This is a genomic window from Sphingomonas radicis (assembly GCF_051400635.1).
Lineage (GTDB): Bacteria > Pseudomonadota > Alphaproteobacteria > Sphingomonadales > Sphingomonadaceae > Sphingomonas.
Genome location: NZ_JBLFFG010000004.1, coordinates 213,018 through 227,329, shown reverse-complemented (window position 1 = coordinate 227,329; position 14,312 = coordinate 213,018). Strand labels below are relative to the sequence as shown.

The 14,312-nt window shown below is 66.1% G+C and carries 16 protein-coding genes; 10 read left to right on the top strand and 6 right to left on the bottom strand.

Annotated features, from left to right (window positions below; all coding sequences use genetic code 11):
• The first annotated feature begins 203 nt into the window (after window positions 1-203).
• The 3 genes from rhmD to ACMGDH_RS15305 are packed head-to-tail and all read left to right on the top strand — an operon-like array spanning window position 204 to window position 3,022.
• Window positions 204-1,400: an L-rhamnonate dehydratase gene (rhmD, locus tag ACMGDH_RS15315; protein WP_436828836.1), complete on the top strand. Its 1,197-nt coding sequence runs from the start codon at window positions 204-206 to the stop codon at window positions 1,398-1,400.
• A gap of 18 nt (window positions 1,401-1,418) precedes the next feature.
• Complete coding sequence (locus ACMGDH_RS15310; protein ID WP_436828835.1) at window positions 1,419-2,276, top strand: 2,4-didehydro-3-deoxy-L-rhamnonate hydrolase; 858 nt, start codon at window positions 1,419-1,421, stop codon at window positions 2,274-2,276.
• On the top strand, window positions 2,273-3,022 hold the full coding sequence (locus ACMGDH_RS15305) for an SDR family NAD(P)-dependent oxidoreductase (RefSeq protein ID WP_436828834.1): 750 nt from the start codon (window positions 2,273-2,275) through the stop codon (window positions 3,020-3,022). Before ACMGDH_RS15310 ends, ACMGDH_RS15305 begins: the two co-directional genes overlap by 4 nt.
• Before the next feature lie 244 nt (window positions 3,023-3,266).
• On the opposite strand, the gene ACMGDH_RS15300 is transcribed toward ACMGDH_RS15305, so the two are convergent.
• On the bottom strand, window positions 3,267-3,635 hold the full coding sequence (locus tag ACMGDH_RS15300; protein WP_436828833.1) for a YbaY family lipoprotein: 369 nt from the start codon (window positions 3,633-3,635) through the stop codon (window positions 3,267-3,269).
• Between the two features lie 411 nt (window positions 3,636-4,046).
• Here ACMGDH_RS15300 and ACMGDH_RS15295 point away from each other — a divergent pair, with 411 nt between their 5' ends.
• Window positions 4,047-4,439 (top strand): hypothetical protein, encoded by a 393-nt coding sequence (locus ACMGDH_RS15295; protein WP_436828832.1) that lies wholly within the window; start codon window positions 4,047-4,049, stop codon window positions 4,437-4,439.
• Between the two features lie 392 nt (window positions 4,440-4,831).
• Here ACMGDH_RS15295 and ACMGDH_RS15290 read toward each other — a convergent pair whose 3' ends face one another.
• Together ACMGDH_RS15290 and ACMGDH_RS15285 are read right to left on the bottom strand one after the other, a co-directional pair.
• Window positions 4,832-5,818, bottom strand: a complete 987-nt coding sequence (locus ACMGDH_RS15290; RefSeq protein ID WP_436828831.1) for a quinone oxidoreductase family protein — start codon at window positions 5,816-5,818, stop codon at window positions 4,832-4,834.
• Between the two features lie 18 nt (window positions 5,819-5,836).
• Window positions 5,837-6,370, bottom strand: coding sequence for a molybdenum cofactor guanylyltransferase (locus tag ACMGDH_RS15285; protein ID WP_436828830.1), 534 nt, complete (start codon window positions 6,368-6,370; stop codon window positions 5,837-5,839).
• A gap of 183 nt (window positions 6,371-6,553) precedes the next feature.
• Between ACMGDH_RS15285 and ACMGDH_RS15280 the strand changes: the two genes are divergently transcribed.
• The gene (locus ACMGDH_RS15280; protein ID WP_436828829.1) at window positions 6,554-7,564 is read left to right on the top strand and encodes a LacI family DNA-binding transcriptional regulator; all 1,011 of its coding nucleotides are present in this window, start codon (window positions 6,554-6,556) and stop codon (window positions 7,562-7,564) included.
• Window positions 7,565-7,646: 82 nt separating this feature from the next.
• Window positions 7,647-7,814, top strand: a complete 168-nt coding sequence (locus ACMGDH_RS15275) for a hypothetical protein (protein ID WP_436828828.1) — start codon at window positions 7,647-7,649, stop codon at window positions 7,812-7,814.
• On the opposite strand, the gene ACMGDH_RS15270 is transcribed toward ACMGDH_RS15275, so the two are convergent.
• A complete protein-coding gene (locus ACMGDH_RS15270) occupies window positions 7,811-9,103 on the bottom strand; it encodes an MFS transporter (RefSeq protein WP_436828827.1) in 1,293 nt (430 codons plus the stop codon). The genes ACMGDH_RS15275 and ACMGDH_RS15270 overlap by 4 nt on opposite strands.
• A gap of 127 nt (window positions 9,104-9,230) precedes the next feature.
• Here ACMGDH_RS15270 and pgsA point away from each other — a divergent pair, with 127 nt between their 5' ends.
• From pgsA to ACMGDH_RS15250, 4 genes are all read left to right on the top strand, one after another.
• Window positions 9,231-9,785: a CDP-diacylglycerol--glycerol-3-phosphate 3-phosphatidyltransferase gene (gene pgsA / locus ACMGDH_RS15265; protein ID WP_436828826.1), complete on the top strand. Its 555-nt coding sequence runs from the start codon at window positions 9,231-9,233 to the stop codon at window positions 9,783-9,785.
• Window positions 9,785-10,036 (top strand): molybdopterin converting factor subunit 1, encoded by a 252-nt coding sequence (gene moaD / locus ACMGDH_RS15260; protein WP_436828825.1) that lies wholly within the window; start codon window positions 9,785-9,787, stop codon window positions 10,034-10,036. The genes pgsA and moaD overlap by 1 nt, the downstream gene beginning before the upstream one ends.
• On the top strand, window positions 10,033-10,470 hold the full coding sequence (locus ACMGDH_RS15255; RefSeq protein ID WP_436828824.1) for a molybdenum cofactor biosynthesis protein MoaE: 438 nt from the start codon (window positions 10,033-10,035) through the stop codon (window positions 10,468-10,470). Before moaD ends, ACMGDH_RS15255 begins: the two co-directional genes overlap by 4 nt.
• Window positions 10,471-10,964: 494 nt before the next feature.
• Entirely contained in the window at window positions 10,965-12,146 is a 1,182-nt protein-coding gene (locus tag ACMGDH_RS15250; protein WP_436828823.1) for a BamA/TamA family outer membrane protein, read from the top strand.
• 95 nt (window positions 12,147-12,241) lie between these two features.
• Here the strand turns inward: ACMGDH_RS15250 and ACMGDH_RS15245 are convergent, their stop codons facing one another.
• Window positions 12,242-13,258 carry a cupin-like domain-containing protein gene (locus ACMGDH_RS15245; protein WP_436828822.1) on the bottom strand — a complete coding sequence of 339 codons (1,017 nt, stop codon included), beginning with the start codon at window positions 13,256-13,258 and terminating at the stop codon, window positions 12,242-12,244.
• Window positions 13,255-14,199 carry a hydrogen peroxide-inducible genes activator gene (locus tag ACMGDH_RS15240; protein ID WP_436828821.1) on the bottom strand — a complete coding sequence of 315 codons (945 nt, stop codon included), beginning with the start codon at window positions 14,197-14,199 and terminating at the stop codon, window positions 13,255-13,257. Before ACMGDH_RS15240 ends, ACMGDH_RS15245 begins: the two co-directional genes overlap by 4 nt.
• Window positions 14,200-14,312: the final 113 nt, after the last annotated feature.

Here is a 14,312-nt window from a genome sequence, read left to right as displayed (position 1 = left end):
AAGTAACATCCTATCCCATAAAGTGAGAAAGTAAAGCATCGGAGGGGTTGAAAAGCGGCGGGCCTCTCGGTTCCGGTTCATCCCAAACATCAGCAAAGTCGGTTTGCGGTATCACATAATGGTATCGTGGGCCTGGAATTTTTCACATTGTCAATGCGCGTCCGGCAATCTGAAACGGGCGGAGCAGAAGGGGATCAAAAGAGGTGGCTTCAGCCGGGCTTCCCAAGATCAAGCAGGTTCGCGCCTTCACCGTGCGCGGCGGCGGTGCCGATTACCACGACCAGGGCGGCGGCCACTGGATCGACGACCATATCGCCACCCCGATGTCCAAATATCCCGAGTACCGCCAGTCGCGGCAGAGCTTCGGCATCAACGTGCTGGGCACGCTGGTGGTGGAGATCGAGGCTGATGACGGCACGATCGGCTTCGCGGTGACCACGGGCGGCGAGCCCGCCGCCTTCATCGTCGAGAAGCACCTGTCGCGCTTCCTCGAGGGCCGCAGCCCCACCGAATATGAGAAGATCTGGGACCAGATGTACTTCTCGACGCAATATTACGGCCGCAAGGGGCTGGTGGTGAACGCCATCTCCGGTGTCGACCTCGCGCTGTGGGACCTGCTCGGCAAGCTTCGCGGCGAGCCGGTGTATCAGATGCTCGGCGGCGCGGTCCGCGACGAGCTGCAGTTCTACGCCACCGGCGCGCGTCCGGACGTCGCCAAGGAACTGGGCTTCATCGGCGGCAAGCTCCCGCTCCATCACGGCCCCGCCGAGGGGCTGGAGGGTATGCAGAAGAACATCGAGCTGCTCGCGGACATGCGCGCCAAGGTCGGCGACGATTTCTGGCTGATGTACGATTGCTGGATGGCGCTCGACGTCGACTATGCCACGCGCCTCGCGCACCGCGCCTACCACGAATGCGGGCTCAAGTGGATCGAGGAGGCGATCAGCCCCGACGATTACTGGGGCTATGCCGAACTGAAGCGCAACGCGCCCAAGGGCCTGCTCGTCACCACCGGCGAGCATGAGGCGACCCGCTGGGGCTTCCGCATGCTGATGGAGATGGACTGCTGCGACATCATCCAGCCCGATGTCGGCTGGTGCGGCGGCGTCACCGAGCTGCTCAAGATCTCGGCGCTGGCCGACGCGCGCGGCACGCTCGTCGTGCCCCATGGCTCGTCGGTCTACAGCTATCACTTCGTGATCACGCGCCACAACTCGCCCTTCGCCGAGTTCCTGATGATGCACCCCGGGCCGACCGAAGTCGTGCCGATGTTCCACCCCCAGCTGATCGGCGAGCCGGTGCCCCACAACGGGCGCCTGCGCGCGAGCGCGCTCGACAAGCCGGGGTTCGGCGTCGAGCTCAACCGCGACCTGCCGATGCACCGCCCCTACACTCACTGAGCCGAAAGAAGAGCAAAGATGAAATTCTGCCGTTACGGCCCTCGCGGACAGGAAAAGCCCGGTCTGATCGACGCCCAGGGCGCGATCCGCGACCTGTCGGGCAAGATCGACGATCTGACCGTCGAGGCGATCGCCTCGCTCGGCACGATCGATCCGGCGACGCTCCCCGTGGTGGAGGGGGAGGTCCGCTACGGCGTGCCCGTGAAGGGCATCTGCAAGATCGTCGCGATCGGCCTCAACTATGAGGATCACGCGATCGAATCGAACCTTCCGATCCCGACCGAGCCGGTGATGTTCATGAAGGCGCTGTCGAGCCTCACGGGCCCGAACGACGAGGTCATGATCCCCAGGGATTCGACGCACAGCGACTGGGAAGTCGAGCTGGGCGTGGTGATCGGCAAGACCGCGCGCTACGTCGACGAAGCCGATGCCCTCAGCCATGTCGCCGGCTACACCATCGCCAACGACGTTTCCGAACGCTTCAACCAGAAGCAGCGCGGCTCGCAGTGGAGCAAGGGCAAGGGGCACGACACCTTCTGCCCGGTCGGTCCGTGGCTGGTGACGCCCGACGAAGTCGGCGACCCGCAGGATCTCGACATGTTCCTCGACGTCAACGGCGCGCGCATGCAGACCGGCAACACCCGCACGATGATCTTCAACGTCGCCGAGATCATTTCCTACGTCAGCCGCTATGTGACGCTCTATCCCGGGGACTTGCTCATCACCGGCACGCCGCCGGGCGTGGGCGAGGGCAAGAAGCCCGACGCGGTCTTCCTCAAGGTCGGCGATACGATGCGGCTCGGCATCGCGAAGCTCGGCGAACAGCAGCAGCAGGTCGTCGCCTGGCGCCACCTCGGTGACGAGGTGCTCGGGTGAGCCTCTACGCCGATCGCTTCGCGGGGCGGACCGCGATCATCACCGGCGGGGCATCGGGCCTCGGCCGCGCAGTCGCCAAGCGTCTGGTCGCCGAGGGCGGCAAGGTCGCGCTGTGGGATGTCAACGCTGACGCGCTGGCGGAAGCGGCGGGCGAGGTCGGCGCGACGCACACCGCGCAGGTCGACGTCGCCGATGCGGAGGGCGTCACCAAAGCCGCCGCGGAGAGTGCCGCGGCGCTCGGCCGGGTCGACATCCTCGTCTGCTCGGCGGGCATCACCGGTGCCACTGCGCCCGTGCACGAATACCCGATCGACAGCTGGCAGCGCGTGGTCGACATCAACCTCAACGGCCTGTTCTACTGCTGCCGCTCGGTGATCCCGCACATGCTGGCGAACGGCTATGGCCGCATCGTCAACGTCGCTTCGGTCGCCGGCAAGGAAGGCAATCCCAACGCCTCGGCCTATTCGGCGTCGAAGGCGGGCGTGATCGGCCTCACCAAGTCGCTCGGCAAGGAGCTGGCAGGCAAGGGAATCATCGCCAACGCGCTGACTCCGGCCACCTTCGAGAGCCCGATCCTCGATCAGCTCCCCGCGAGCCAGGTCGATTACATGCGCTCGAAGATCCCGATGGGCCGCCTCGGCGAAGCCGAGGAGAGCGCCGCCATGATCCTGTTCATGGCGAGCGAGGAATGCAGCTTCACCACGGCGTCGACTTTCGACACCTCGGGCGGCCGCACGACCTACTAGGGACGGATCGACATTTAGATTTTTGGCCCCGTTTCCCAGAATACACCGTCATCCCGGACCTGTTCCGGGGCCCACTCCGCCGCACCGGCTGCCTTGGAGCCTCTTGTCCGGCCGCTTGTCTCCCGGTGGGCCCCGCAACAAGTCCGGGGTGACGGGTGATATGGGCTGATCCGACATGCTCCGGCCTGAAGATCAATCCGCCCTGGGTCGGGTTCCAAAGACCTGGGCCCAGTTTTGAACCCCGTTATCCCCCAGCCGGCACGACAACCAGCTCGATCCGACCGCCGGCAGGCAGCGGGTTGCGCGTGTCGGTGATGAACAGCAAGCGCCCCCGGCCGTCTTCGATCCGGGCCTGAACCGCATATTCGGCAGGGCCGGAGGAACGGTCCGCAGCGTAGCGAAGCTCGAACGGGATCGGCACCTGGCGCGCCCGCGTCGGCACACGGACGCTTCCGATCGTGCGCGACGGTGCGTCCATCTTCGCCACATCGACGATGCTGACCTCGACCACCGCATCCGGCGGCAATGCAATGCGCTGCCGGTAGGTAACCGTTCCGCTGAGCTTGCCGGCCGCCAGCCCCGGCGGCAGTGTCGGGCTGCCGCCATTTTGCATGCAGGCCCCGGTCAATAGCGCAGAGCAGAGAATAGCAACGAACTGTCGACGTCCCACGGCACATCTCCCGGCTGCAAGGTCGTTTCCCGCGGCGATCTAACGACGCTTGGCCGCCGATTGCAAACCGACTGCTTCTAGAGCCCGTCCAGATCGCGGCGAATGAGCGGGAAAGGCGGAAAGCGATCATTCCCAATAGCCCGTCATGCTGAACTTGTTTCAGCATCCACCGTGCCACAAACGCCGAACCGCGATTGGAGAAGTGGACCCTGAAACAGGTTCAGGGCATGGAATAGACGCGCTAGTATCCGCGTCGTTTCCCCCAATGTCTGAGGTTGGATGGTTAGGCGACAGGCGGCTTTCGGGCGATCGGTAGAACATTGCAGACCCCCGATATGGCGCTAAGCTCGTTCAATGCGCGAGCCAGACTTCAACATCGACGGGTGGTGCCTTGATGACGGGGAGGCTTACCACGCCGAAGCACCCGACACCTTTTGGATACCTGAGCGGCATAGGCGAGAAAGCCTTGGCCCCGGTGACCTTGCCAAGCTCATCTTTCGCATCAGCATCGACAACGCGGACGAGCGTGTTTCCGTGGAACGCATGTGGGTCCTTGTTCGAGAGCGGACCCCGGACGGGTATCTCGGTGTCCTTGATAACGAGCCCGACGCCATCGCTGAAAACGACGAGCTTTGGCTTGGCACCGAGCTCCCCTTCTCCGCCAAGCACGTGATCAATATCGAACAGCGGGACGCGCACACCATTGAGCTCGCCTTGAAGGAGCCGCGCACGCGCTGGTCAGGCTGACTGCTGCTCGCGTCCGGGTTCCGGGCGCGGCGACGGGTCATTGAACGACCAGAAGTGGAGCGTAAGCAGACACCTCAAATCCGCTGGAAAAATAGGATTTGATCTGCTTTTGTTCCTGTAATGGGCAGCAAGCGGAATCCCCTCGGGCGGTACGGCGTAGCGTGGGCGGCGCCTCGGCGTCGCGTGCGTGGCGCGTCGGTGACGCGTCCCTGTCGCCTGCGTGTCGCGTGGGTGATGCGTCAGTGGCGCGTCGCTGCCGCGTCAGTGTCGCTTGGGTGTCGCCCCGGTGTCGCCTCAATGTCGCGTGGGTGTAGCGTGACTGTCGCTTCGCCGTCGCTTCGCTGGCGCGTCGCTGTCGCTTCGGCTGAAAACCCGTTATCGAGTCAACCGCGTCAACCGCCCGCCGCGGGAAGCAGCACCGTCGCCCCCTGCGTTTCGCCCGCTTCGAGTCGGCGGTGGGCCTCAGCCACGTCCTCGAGCGCGAAGCGTTGACCGATCTCGGGGCGGAGCGCGCCTGCGATGATCAGATCGAACAGGCGCGCGGTGCCCGCCTGCCGCTCCTCCGCCGTCACATAATAATCGCCCATCTTGGGACGCGCGACGAACAGCGATCCGTGCTGGTTGAGGGTCGCCAGCTTGACGCCCTCCACCGGTCCGCTCGCATTGCCATAGCTGATGACGAGCCCGCGGCGGCGCGTGGCGGCGAGCGATGCCTGCCAGGTCGCCGCGCCGACGCCGTCGAACACCACCGGCACGCCTTCGCCGCCGGTGATCTCGCGCACCCGCGCGGCGATGTCGTCGCGGCGGGAGAGGAGCAGATGGTCGGCGCCCGCGGCGCGGGCACGCTCGGCCTTTTCCTCGCTGCCGACGGTGCCGATCACCGTGGCACCGACATGCTTGAGCCATTGCACGAGCAACTGGCCGACGCCGCCCGCCGCTGCATGCACCAGCACCGTCCAGCCTGGCTCGACGCGCGCGCAGCGCTCTACGAGGAACTCGACGGTGCAGCCCTTGAGGAGCGCGGCCGCGGCAGTCTCGTCGTCGATCGCGTCGGGCAGGCGGAAAAGCCGGTCGGCGGGGACGTTGCGCTCGGTCGTATAGGCGCCGAGCCCCGCATCCCAAGCGGCGACGCGGTCTCCGGGCGCGAAGCCCTCCACGCCGGGGCCGACCGCGGCAACCACCCCGGCCGATTCCAGCCCGAGCCCGCTCGGCAGCGGCACCGGGTAAAGGCCCGAACGGTGATAGGCGTCGATGAAGTTGAGCCCCGCCGCGGTCGTGCGCATCCGCACCTCGCCCGCGCCTGGAGCGGGCAGGTCGCGCTCGACCCATTCGATGACTTCGGGGCCGCCGGTGCGGGTGATCTGGGCGAGACGGGGCATTGCTTCGATCCTTGTTCGTTACTGCGGCAGGGAATGCTCGAGCCCGTCGAGATCCTCGGGCGTGTTGATGTTGATCGGGTGAGTGGCGGTCTTGACCATCCGCGCGCCGATCCGTTCGGCGAAGCCGTAGACCGAATGCCGGGCGTCGCTGAACAGCAGCTCCTCCAGCGCGCCGGCCGCGCGTGCGGGCCACAGCCCGATCACTGGCTGGTCGGCGAGGCAGGCGGGTGCGGGATCGAGCAGCGTGCGCAGGTCCGCGGGCAGACGGACGCAATCGACCGGGCTGGTCAGCACCTGATCGAAGCCGTGGCGCAGCGCATGGTCGAGCGCACCGCCCAGGCCGCCGAGCGGGCCCATGTCGGGGCCCGGCCAATCCTCCACCGAAGGAGCGAGCGGCGAGCGGCGGCCGACGATCACCAGCGCATCGCAGTGCGGCCGCAGCGCCTCGACTGCATGCTCGATCAGTGCGCGGCCGCGGAGCATCGCTTCGGCCTTGTCCGATCCGAAGCGGCGCGCCTTGCCGCCGGCGAGGACCGCGCCGAGCGTCCTCACCCTGGCCGTCGCTCGGTAAATCGGGGAAGGAAACGCGGCTGCATGGGTGCGCATCTAGTCCGCGCGCGGCCATATTTCGAGAGCGGGTTGCGAAAGATGCGATGCACAACGCGCTTGCATCGCTACGGCGCTGTCAAATATGGCTATCGCAGCCGTAACATTCGCCTGCGGCCGGGGAGAGCGATGTCGGGCCGTCCCACCATCAAGGAAGTCTCGAAGATCGCGGGGGTGTCGTTCAAGACGGTCTCGCGCGTGCTCAACAACGAGAAGCACGTCAGCGAAGAGACTCGCCGCCGCGTCGAGGAAGTCGTCGCGCGGCTCAATTTCCGGCCCAGCCACGCCGCGCGGACGCTCGCCGGGCGGCGCTCGTTCCAGGTGGCGCTGCTCTACGACAATCCCAGCCCTTATTACGTCTATCACATCCAGGCGGGCGCGCAGCAGCGCTGCACCGAGCTGGGGTTCCGTCTGCTGCTCCAGCCGGTGGACAGCCAGTCGCCCGATCTGGTCTCGAATGTGCTCGCGCTCATCGACGAGACGCACCTCGACGGGCTGATCCTTTCGCCGCCCGTCACCGAGGCGACCGCGCTGCTCGACGAGCTCGATCGGCGGAACATCTCTTATGTCCGGATCGCGCCGGGCATCCGCAAGGGCGCCGGGCTGGCGGCGACGATGGACGACATCGCTGCGGCGCGCGAGATCACGCGGCATCTGGTGGGATTGGGGCACCGCGCGATCGGTTTCATTCGCGGGCCCGAGAGCCATGTTTCGACTTCGGACCGGCTCGCCGGGCATCGCGCCGAGCTGGAGGCGCACGGAATCGCCTTCGACCCTGATCTGGTGGTGGCGGGCGACTATAGCTTCGCCTCGGGCGGTGAGGCGGCGCGCAAGCTGCTCCAGCGCGAGCCGCGCCCGACGGCGATCTTCGCCGGCAACGACGATATGGCCGCGGGTGCGCTCGCGGTGGCGCACGAGATGGACATCGCCGTGCCCGATGCGCTTTCGATCGTCGGCTTCGACGATTCGGATCTCGCCAAGGCGGTGTGGCCGCCGCTCACCACGATGCGCCAGCCGGTGCGCGAGCTCGCCTATGCCGCGGCGGAGCTGATGCTGTCGGGCAATGCCGAGGAACCGCAGGTCACGCTGGCGCACGAGCTGGTGGTGCGGGCGACCACCGGGCCGGCGCCCACGGGCTGAGGAGGCGGCTGTCCCGGGTTTAGACGGTGTTAACCATCATTGCGGTGATCCGAATCGTAAATGACGCGTTAACCTCCTCGCCATGCAAAGCGAGCTCCAGATCCCGGGCCCGTCCCGCCGCCACCCGATCCGCCGCCACGTCCGCCGTGCGGCGGCGATCCAGCAGAAGGCGCGCGACGACAGCGACGTGAAGCTGTTCGCGCTCAGCTTCACTGCCTTCTTCGTCTGCTTCTACACCTTCCTCCTCTAGGGGATCAGGTCCGGTCCGTGGGGCAGGCGCTCGGCCAGATGCAGGCGCCAGGCACAGAAGGCCGAGGCGAAGCAGAGCAGCACCACCACCCAGATCGCATCCTCGACGCTGACCCCGGGGATCTGCGTCACTCCCAATATGCCCACCGATCCCGCCACCATCGCCCCCGAATTGACGATGTTGTTCGCCGCCACGGTCCGCGCCGTCTGTGATTTCTCGACGGTGGTAGTGAGGAACGCATACAGCGGCACGACGAACATCCCGCCGGTGATTGCGATCATGCCAAGGTCGAACAGCACACGCCACGCGGCGGGCATGACGATGAAACGCGCCGTCTGGAGCAGCGGCCCGTCATTGACCGGCCAGAACACCGCGGCGAAGCGGAAGTCGATCACGAACACCGACATCGCAAGCACCGATGCGACTGCATAGCGCGCCGACACTTCGCCCTTGAGCAGCCGGTTGATGATCACCGATCCGATCGCAATGCCGACCGAGAAGATCGCCAGGAACACGCTCGCCACGTCCTTCTGCGCATGGAACACGTTCTTGACGAGCGGCGGGAAGAGCACGCCCAGGATCGCGGCGATCGTCCAGAAGACGCTGATCGCGACGATCGCCAGGTAGAGCCGCTTGATATGCATCGTCGCGGCGATCAGCCGGTAGGACGAGCGGAAGATGTTGAAATCGAGCTTGAGCTTGGTGAGCGGCGGCGCGGGCGGGATCTTGAGCGACGAGAACCAGCCGGTGAGCGCCACTCCGACCACTGCGAAGGCGGCGACGGTGGGGCTGATCACGCCGCCTGCGATCGTGCCGCACAGGATGGCGATATAGGTGCCCGCCTCGACCATTCCGGTGCCGCCCAGCACTTCGTCTTCGTTGAGGTGCTGGGGCAGTACCGCATATTTGATCGGCCCGAAGAAGGTGGAGTGGATCCCCATGCCGACGAGTGCGACCAGCATCAACTCCAGGCTCTTGAGGAAGATCCCCGCCGAGCCGACGAGCATGATCAGGACCTCGGCGGCCTTGATGATCCGCATGATCTTCGCCTTGTCGTAGCTGTCGGCGAGCTGGCCTGCGAGCGCGGAGAAGAGGAAGAAGGGGAGGATGAAGATGCCGGTGGCGATCGCGCTGAACTGCGTCTCCTGCTCCACCGAATTGAAAATCTGGTAGGTCGCGAAGAAGATCATCGCGTTCTTGAACAGATTGTCGTTGAAGGCGCCCAGGAACTGCGTGACGAACAGGGGGAGGAAACGGCGCTCCCTCATCAACCCGAGCGCACCGATCATTCCGCGAAACCCCTGAAGCGGCGGTTATCCCCGCCCGAACGACGCGGCCCGCATAGCCGAGGCGGGACGAGGGCGGCAACGGAAATTCCCTCCCGCTCCTGTGCGGGTGGTGCTAATGCCGGACCCGATGTTGACGCTCCCCAATATCCTGACGCTTTCGCGCATCCTTGCCGTACCCCTCCTCGCCGCCTTCCTGTGGTGGCCCGAGTGGAGGGCGGGATACGGGATCGCCTTCGCGCTCTACTGCCTGATGGGCATCACCGATTATTTCGACGGCTATCTGGCGCGGGCCAAGGGAACGGTCTCGAAGCTCGGGGTCTTCCTCGATCCGATCGCCGACAAGATCATGGTCGCGGCGGTGCTGCTGATCCTGGCAGGCCGCGGCGTGATCGCCGAGATTCACCTGATTCCGGCGCTCGTCATCCTGGTCCGGGAGATCGCCGTATCGGGGCTGCGCGAGTTCCTGGGCGGCCTCCAGGTCTCGCTGCCCGTATCGCGCCTCGCCAAGTGGAAGACGGCGCTGCAGCTCGTGGCGCTCGGCGGGATCATCCTGGCGGGGGCGCTGCCGGAGATCTGGTGGCTTGCGCACGTGGCGATGGCCGGCTTCTGGATCGCCGCCGCGCTCACGCTGATCACCGGCTGGGACTATCTCCGCGTCGGTCTGAAGCACATGGACACCTGATGGACGTGCTCTATTTCGCCTGGGTCCGCGAAGCGGTGGGAACGGGTCAGGAGCAAGTCGACCCTCCCGCGGGCGTGCAGACCGTCGTCGCGCTCATCGAATGGCTCGCGGGGCGCAGCCCTGGCCATGCCGAGGCGCTGGGCGATCCCGCCCGGCTGCGTGCCGCGATCGACCAGCAGTTCGTGCCGCTCGACACTCTGCTCGGCAGCGCGCGCGAAGTGGCGATCTTTCCTCCGGTGAGCGGCGGATGATCCGGGTTTCGGTCGATCCTGCTCCGATCGAGCTGGCGGTCGAAGTCGCCGCGCTCGAGGAGAGGGGCGCCGGTGGCGTCGCGACCTTCACCGGAATCGTCCGCGGCGACGATGGCGTCACTGCGCTCGAGCTCGAACATTATCCCGGGATGACCGAGGCGGCGCTCGTGGCGCTCGCCGAGGCTGCCACTGCCCGCTGGAACCTGCTGGGCGCGACGATCGTCCACCGCGTCGGCCGCATGGCCGTGGGGGAGCGGATCGTCTTCCTCGGCACCGCCGCGCTCCATCGCCGCGAGGCGCTCGACGCCTGCGCCTATCTGATCGACCGGCTCAAGACCGACGCGCCCTTCTGGAAACGCGAGCATCGCGGCGACGCCACCCGCTGGGTCGAAGCCCGCGCCACCGACGAGCAGGCCGCGGCACGCTGGCGCTAGCGCGGTTGACCCGGTTGACTCGATAACGCGTTTTCGGGGCGAGGCGGCAGGTACGCGGCACCTACGCAGCATCCACGCGGCAGGTACGCACCACCGACGCGGCGGGAACACGGCACCCACGCAGCAACGAAGCGGCGACGCGGCAGGCGGCACCGGCGCTTCGGTCACGCGGCACCAACTCGGCGGGGCGCGATCGATGCGGATTCTGCTGCTTTCCCGTGGCGAGAACAAAAGAAGATCAAATCCTATTTTGCCAGCGGGATTCACCGTCAACTTCAGATCCGGTCACGGATGTTGGACCGATGGGCGTTCAGGCTGGGTGCGCCCCGCTTCCTCCCGGGTCGTTCCTCCGAAAGCCGGGGTCTTCCCGCATGGTCTGGCTCCGTCAGACCACTACTCCTGATCGATATCCGCACCGATCGGGACAGGTGATGCGACTGCAACCGGGCTATCGAACAAGGTTTTCTGCGATCTCGCTGGCGACGGCGGCTCTGGTGCTGACGAGCACGGCCGGGCCCGCATGGGCGCAAGACACATCCACTGCCACGAAGGCGACCGAGCAAGTCGGGCCTGTCGATCCGAACCCGGCCGCGCAGGCCGATGCCGAAGAGAAACCGAAGCAGAGCTTCTTCCGGCAATTCTTCGACGAGGAGGATGGCAAGTTCGATTTCTCCAACATCCTCGCCAAGGGAGGCTTCCTGCCGATGCCCGTGATCATCACCGAGCCGGCGGTCGAAGGCGGGTTCGGGATCGTCGCCCAATTCATCACCATGCCGAAGGACGATCCGCGGCGCATCACTCGCCGGATGGTTGGTGCGATGAAGACGGGCAACGGCTCCTACGGCTATGGCTATTTCCAGTCGGGCCATGCCTTTGACGGCAAGCTCAACTACAAGTTCGGAGTGGGGCGCGGGAAGATCACGCTGAAGGCATTTCCAAGCTTCGCGCCCGCGGGCATCGAATACACCAACCATTATGACTATGGTATCATCGGTTCGGCGTTCTGGCGCCTCGCCGACGAGCGCTTTTCGATCGGGCCGATCATCGACTTCCGTCAGCTCAGCTCCGAGCTCGACATCGAGGGGCTACCCGATGACTTCGCTCGCGATTTCGATCGCAAGATGAACACCGGTGCGCTCGGCGCGGGATTCCACTTCGACAATCGCGACAATGCGATGACGCCGACCGAAGGCGTCAACGCCTATGTCGAGGCCAAATTCAACCGGGGCGCATTCGGCAGCGACCGCGATTTCGAAGTCTACGACCTCGACCTTTACGCCTTTCACAAGGCGTCGTCCCGCTGGCGGATGGGCATCAAGATGGAGATCGACGCCGCGCGGGGGCGCTTCCCGTCCTATTTCGCGCCCGCGATCGACCTGCGCGGCGTGGAGGCACAGCATTATCAGGGCATGGACGTATTCAGCTCTGAGATCGAAGTGACGCACCAGCTGAGCGACCGCTGGGCGCTGCTCGGCTTCGCGGGGCTGGGCTTTGCCGAGCAGGGCAGCAGGCGCCTCTTCCACGATTCGGGCGCCATCGTGGCCGGGGGCGGAGGCTTCCGCTACCGTATCGCGCGCAAGCTGGGGCTCGATGCCGGAGTGGACGTTGCCGTCGGGCCCGGCGGGGCCGTCTTCTACCTGCAGTTCGGTCATGCCTGGAGCATGGGAATGGATTGAGCGTCGTCCGTTGCCGCGGCCGCTCCTGCTCGGGTGCGGTCAGCCCTTCGACAAGCTCAGGGCAAACGGAACTTACATATGCGACAGCCCTGCCCTCAAGGGGAGAGGGAAGAGGCTATGCGTTGCCGAAGCGCTTGGGCCTGGGCCGGCGAGACATTGCCGAGCACGCCCTGCACTTCGGGAGGCAAATGGCCCATCGGATCGCCGTTTGCCCGGAAGACGAACGCATCGAACATCGCTTGCCACGCTGCGCGCTGCTCCTGGGGAAGATCACGCACGGCGAGCAGCGCGTGGAGAAAGCTGTCGAGCGCCGACGGCGCGTCGCCGCGCGCATCGTTCCACCAATAATTGACGAGGATGTTCACCGCATCGAGCGAGCGGACGTGGTGCCACCACATATAGGGAATGTAGAGAGCGTCGCCTGGGGCGAGGTCCGCGACCTGCGCCGCCTCCATCGCGGCAGCGAAGCGCGGGAAGCGCGCGAGATCGGGCGCGTCGAAATCGACGAGGCTCACCGGTGCGCCGGCCGGAGTCGATTCATAGGGGCCGATGTAGAGATTGGACACCTGATCGGGCGGAAACAGCGTGAAGCGGCGTCTCCCTGCGACCACACAGGCGATGTTGGCCGCAGTGTCATAATGGCAGGCGACGATCACGCGATTGCCGATCCACATCCGCGGCGCGACTGCCGGATCGAGCAGGTCCAGGCGGTTCTCGGCCTCGAATCCGGGAAGGACGTCGGGAATAACCAGCGCCTGCGCGGCGATCGCGGGAGGCAAATCCTCGTCTGCCGCGCGTGCCAGCCGGTCGAGCACGGCGGCGAGCGGCGCGATGCGCTCCTGGAAATTCATCACGCCGAGATGGTCGCCGTAGAAGAAGCGGCCGCCGCTGCGGGGCGATCCGATCAGTACCGCGCAGTCTTTGCCGAGATCGAAGTGAGCCAGATAGTCGCCGATCGATCCCGCACCCGCGCGGCCCACTGCGACCGCGGGCCAATCGCTCGCGAGCCCGCGCAGCACCGCCGGCGCGCCGAGCGGCCTTATCTCGTGGCGGAAGCGGTCCCGGTCCACATCATGCCATTCGCGGACGGGGCAGGCCGCAGGGAGATTCACGAGCGGGGCCCGTTGCCCGTCAGGCCGCTCTCCGAATGGGCGGAGCGCGCCTCCGCCAGTACCCCGGCGAGCAGCCGAAAATCGCGTTCGCGCGGGCTCGCTTTGCGCCAGACGAGCGCGATGTGCCGCGCGGCATTGTCCGCCTCCAGCGGGCGCGCAGTCACCTGCGTATGATCGAGGATGCCGGCGTCGACCGCCATCTCGGGCAGCATCGTCACGCCCAGCCCGTTATCGACCATCTGCACCATCGTGTGGAGCGAAGTGCCAAGCATCGTCGCCTCGGCGCGCAGCTCGGGCCGGTTGCACGCGGCGAGCGCATGGTCCTTCAGGCAATGCCCGTCCTCGAGCATCAGCAGCCGCGTCTCGTCGATATCCGCGGGCTTGATCGCAGGCGTGGGGTCCATCTCGCCGTCGCGGAACGCGACGAAAAGCCGGTCATCAAACAGCGGCGCGGCTTCGACCTCGCCGCAGGCGAAGGGGAGGGCGAGCAGCACGCAATCGGTGCGGCCGTGGTGCAGCCCCTCGCACGCCTGACCGCTCGTCTCTTCGCGCAGATAGAGTTTGAGATCGGGATAGTCGCGCCGGAGCCGAGGCAGGATGTGCGGCAACAGGAACGGCGCGATCGTGGGGATCACGCTCATCCGCATCTCGCCCGAGAGCGGCCGGCCGGCGGCGCGGGCGAGGTCGCCCAGCTCGTCCGCTTCGCGCAGCACGCGCCGGGCCTTCTCGACGATTCGCTCGCCGAGAGGCGTGAAGCGCACCACGCGGCGGGTGCGCTCGACCAGCACGACGCCGATCAGCGTTTCGAGCTCGCGGATGCCGGCGGAAAGCGTCGACTGGGTGACGAAACATGCCTCCGCCGCGCGGCCGAAGTGGCCGGCGTCGTGCAGCGCGACCAGATACTGGAGCTGCTTGAGGGTAGGGAGGTAGGTCTGCGCCACTGATCGCCCCTGTCGATGAGTGGTCGATATATAAGCGGAACGGGCGATCAATAAACCCCCGTTCGTGCTGAGCTTGTCGAAGCGCCGTTCTTCCGTCCAAGAAGAACTGCCCT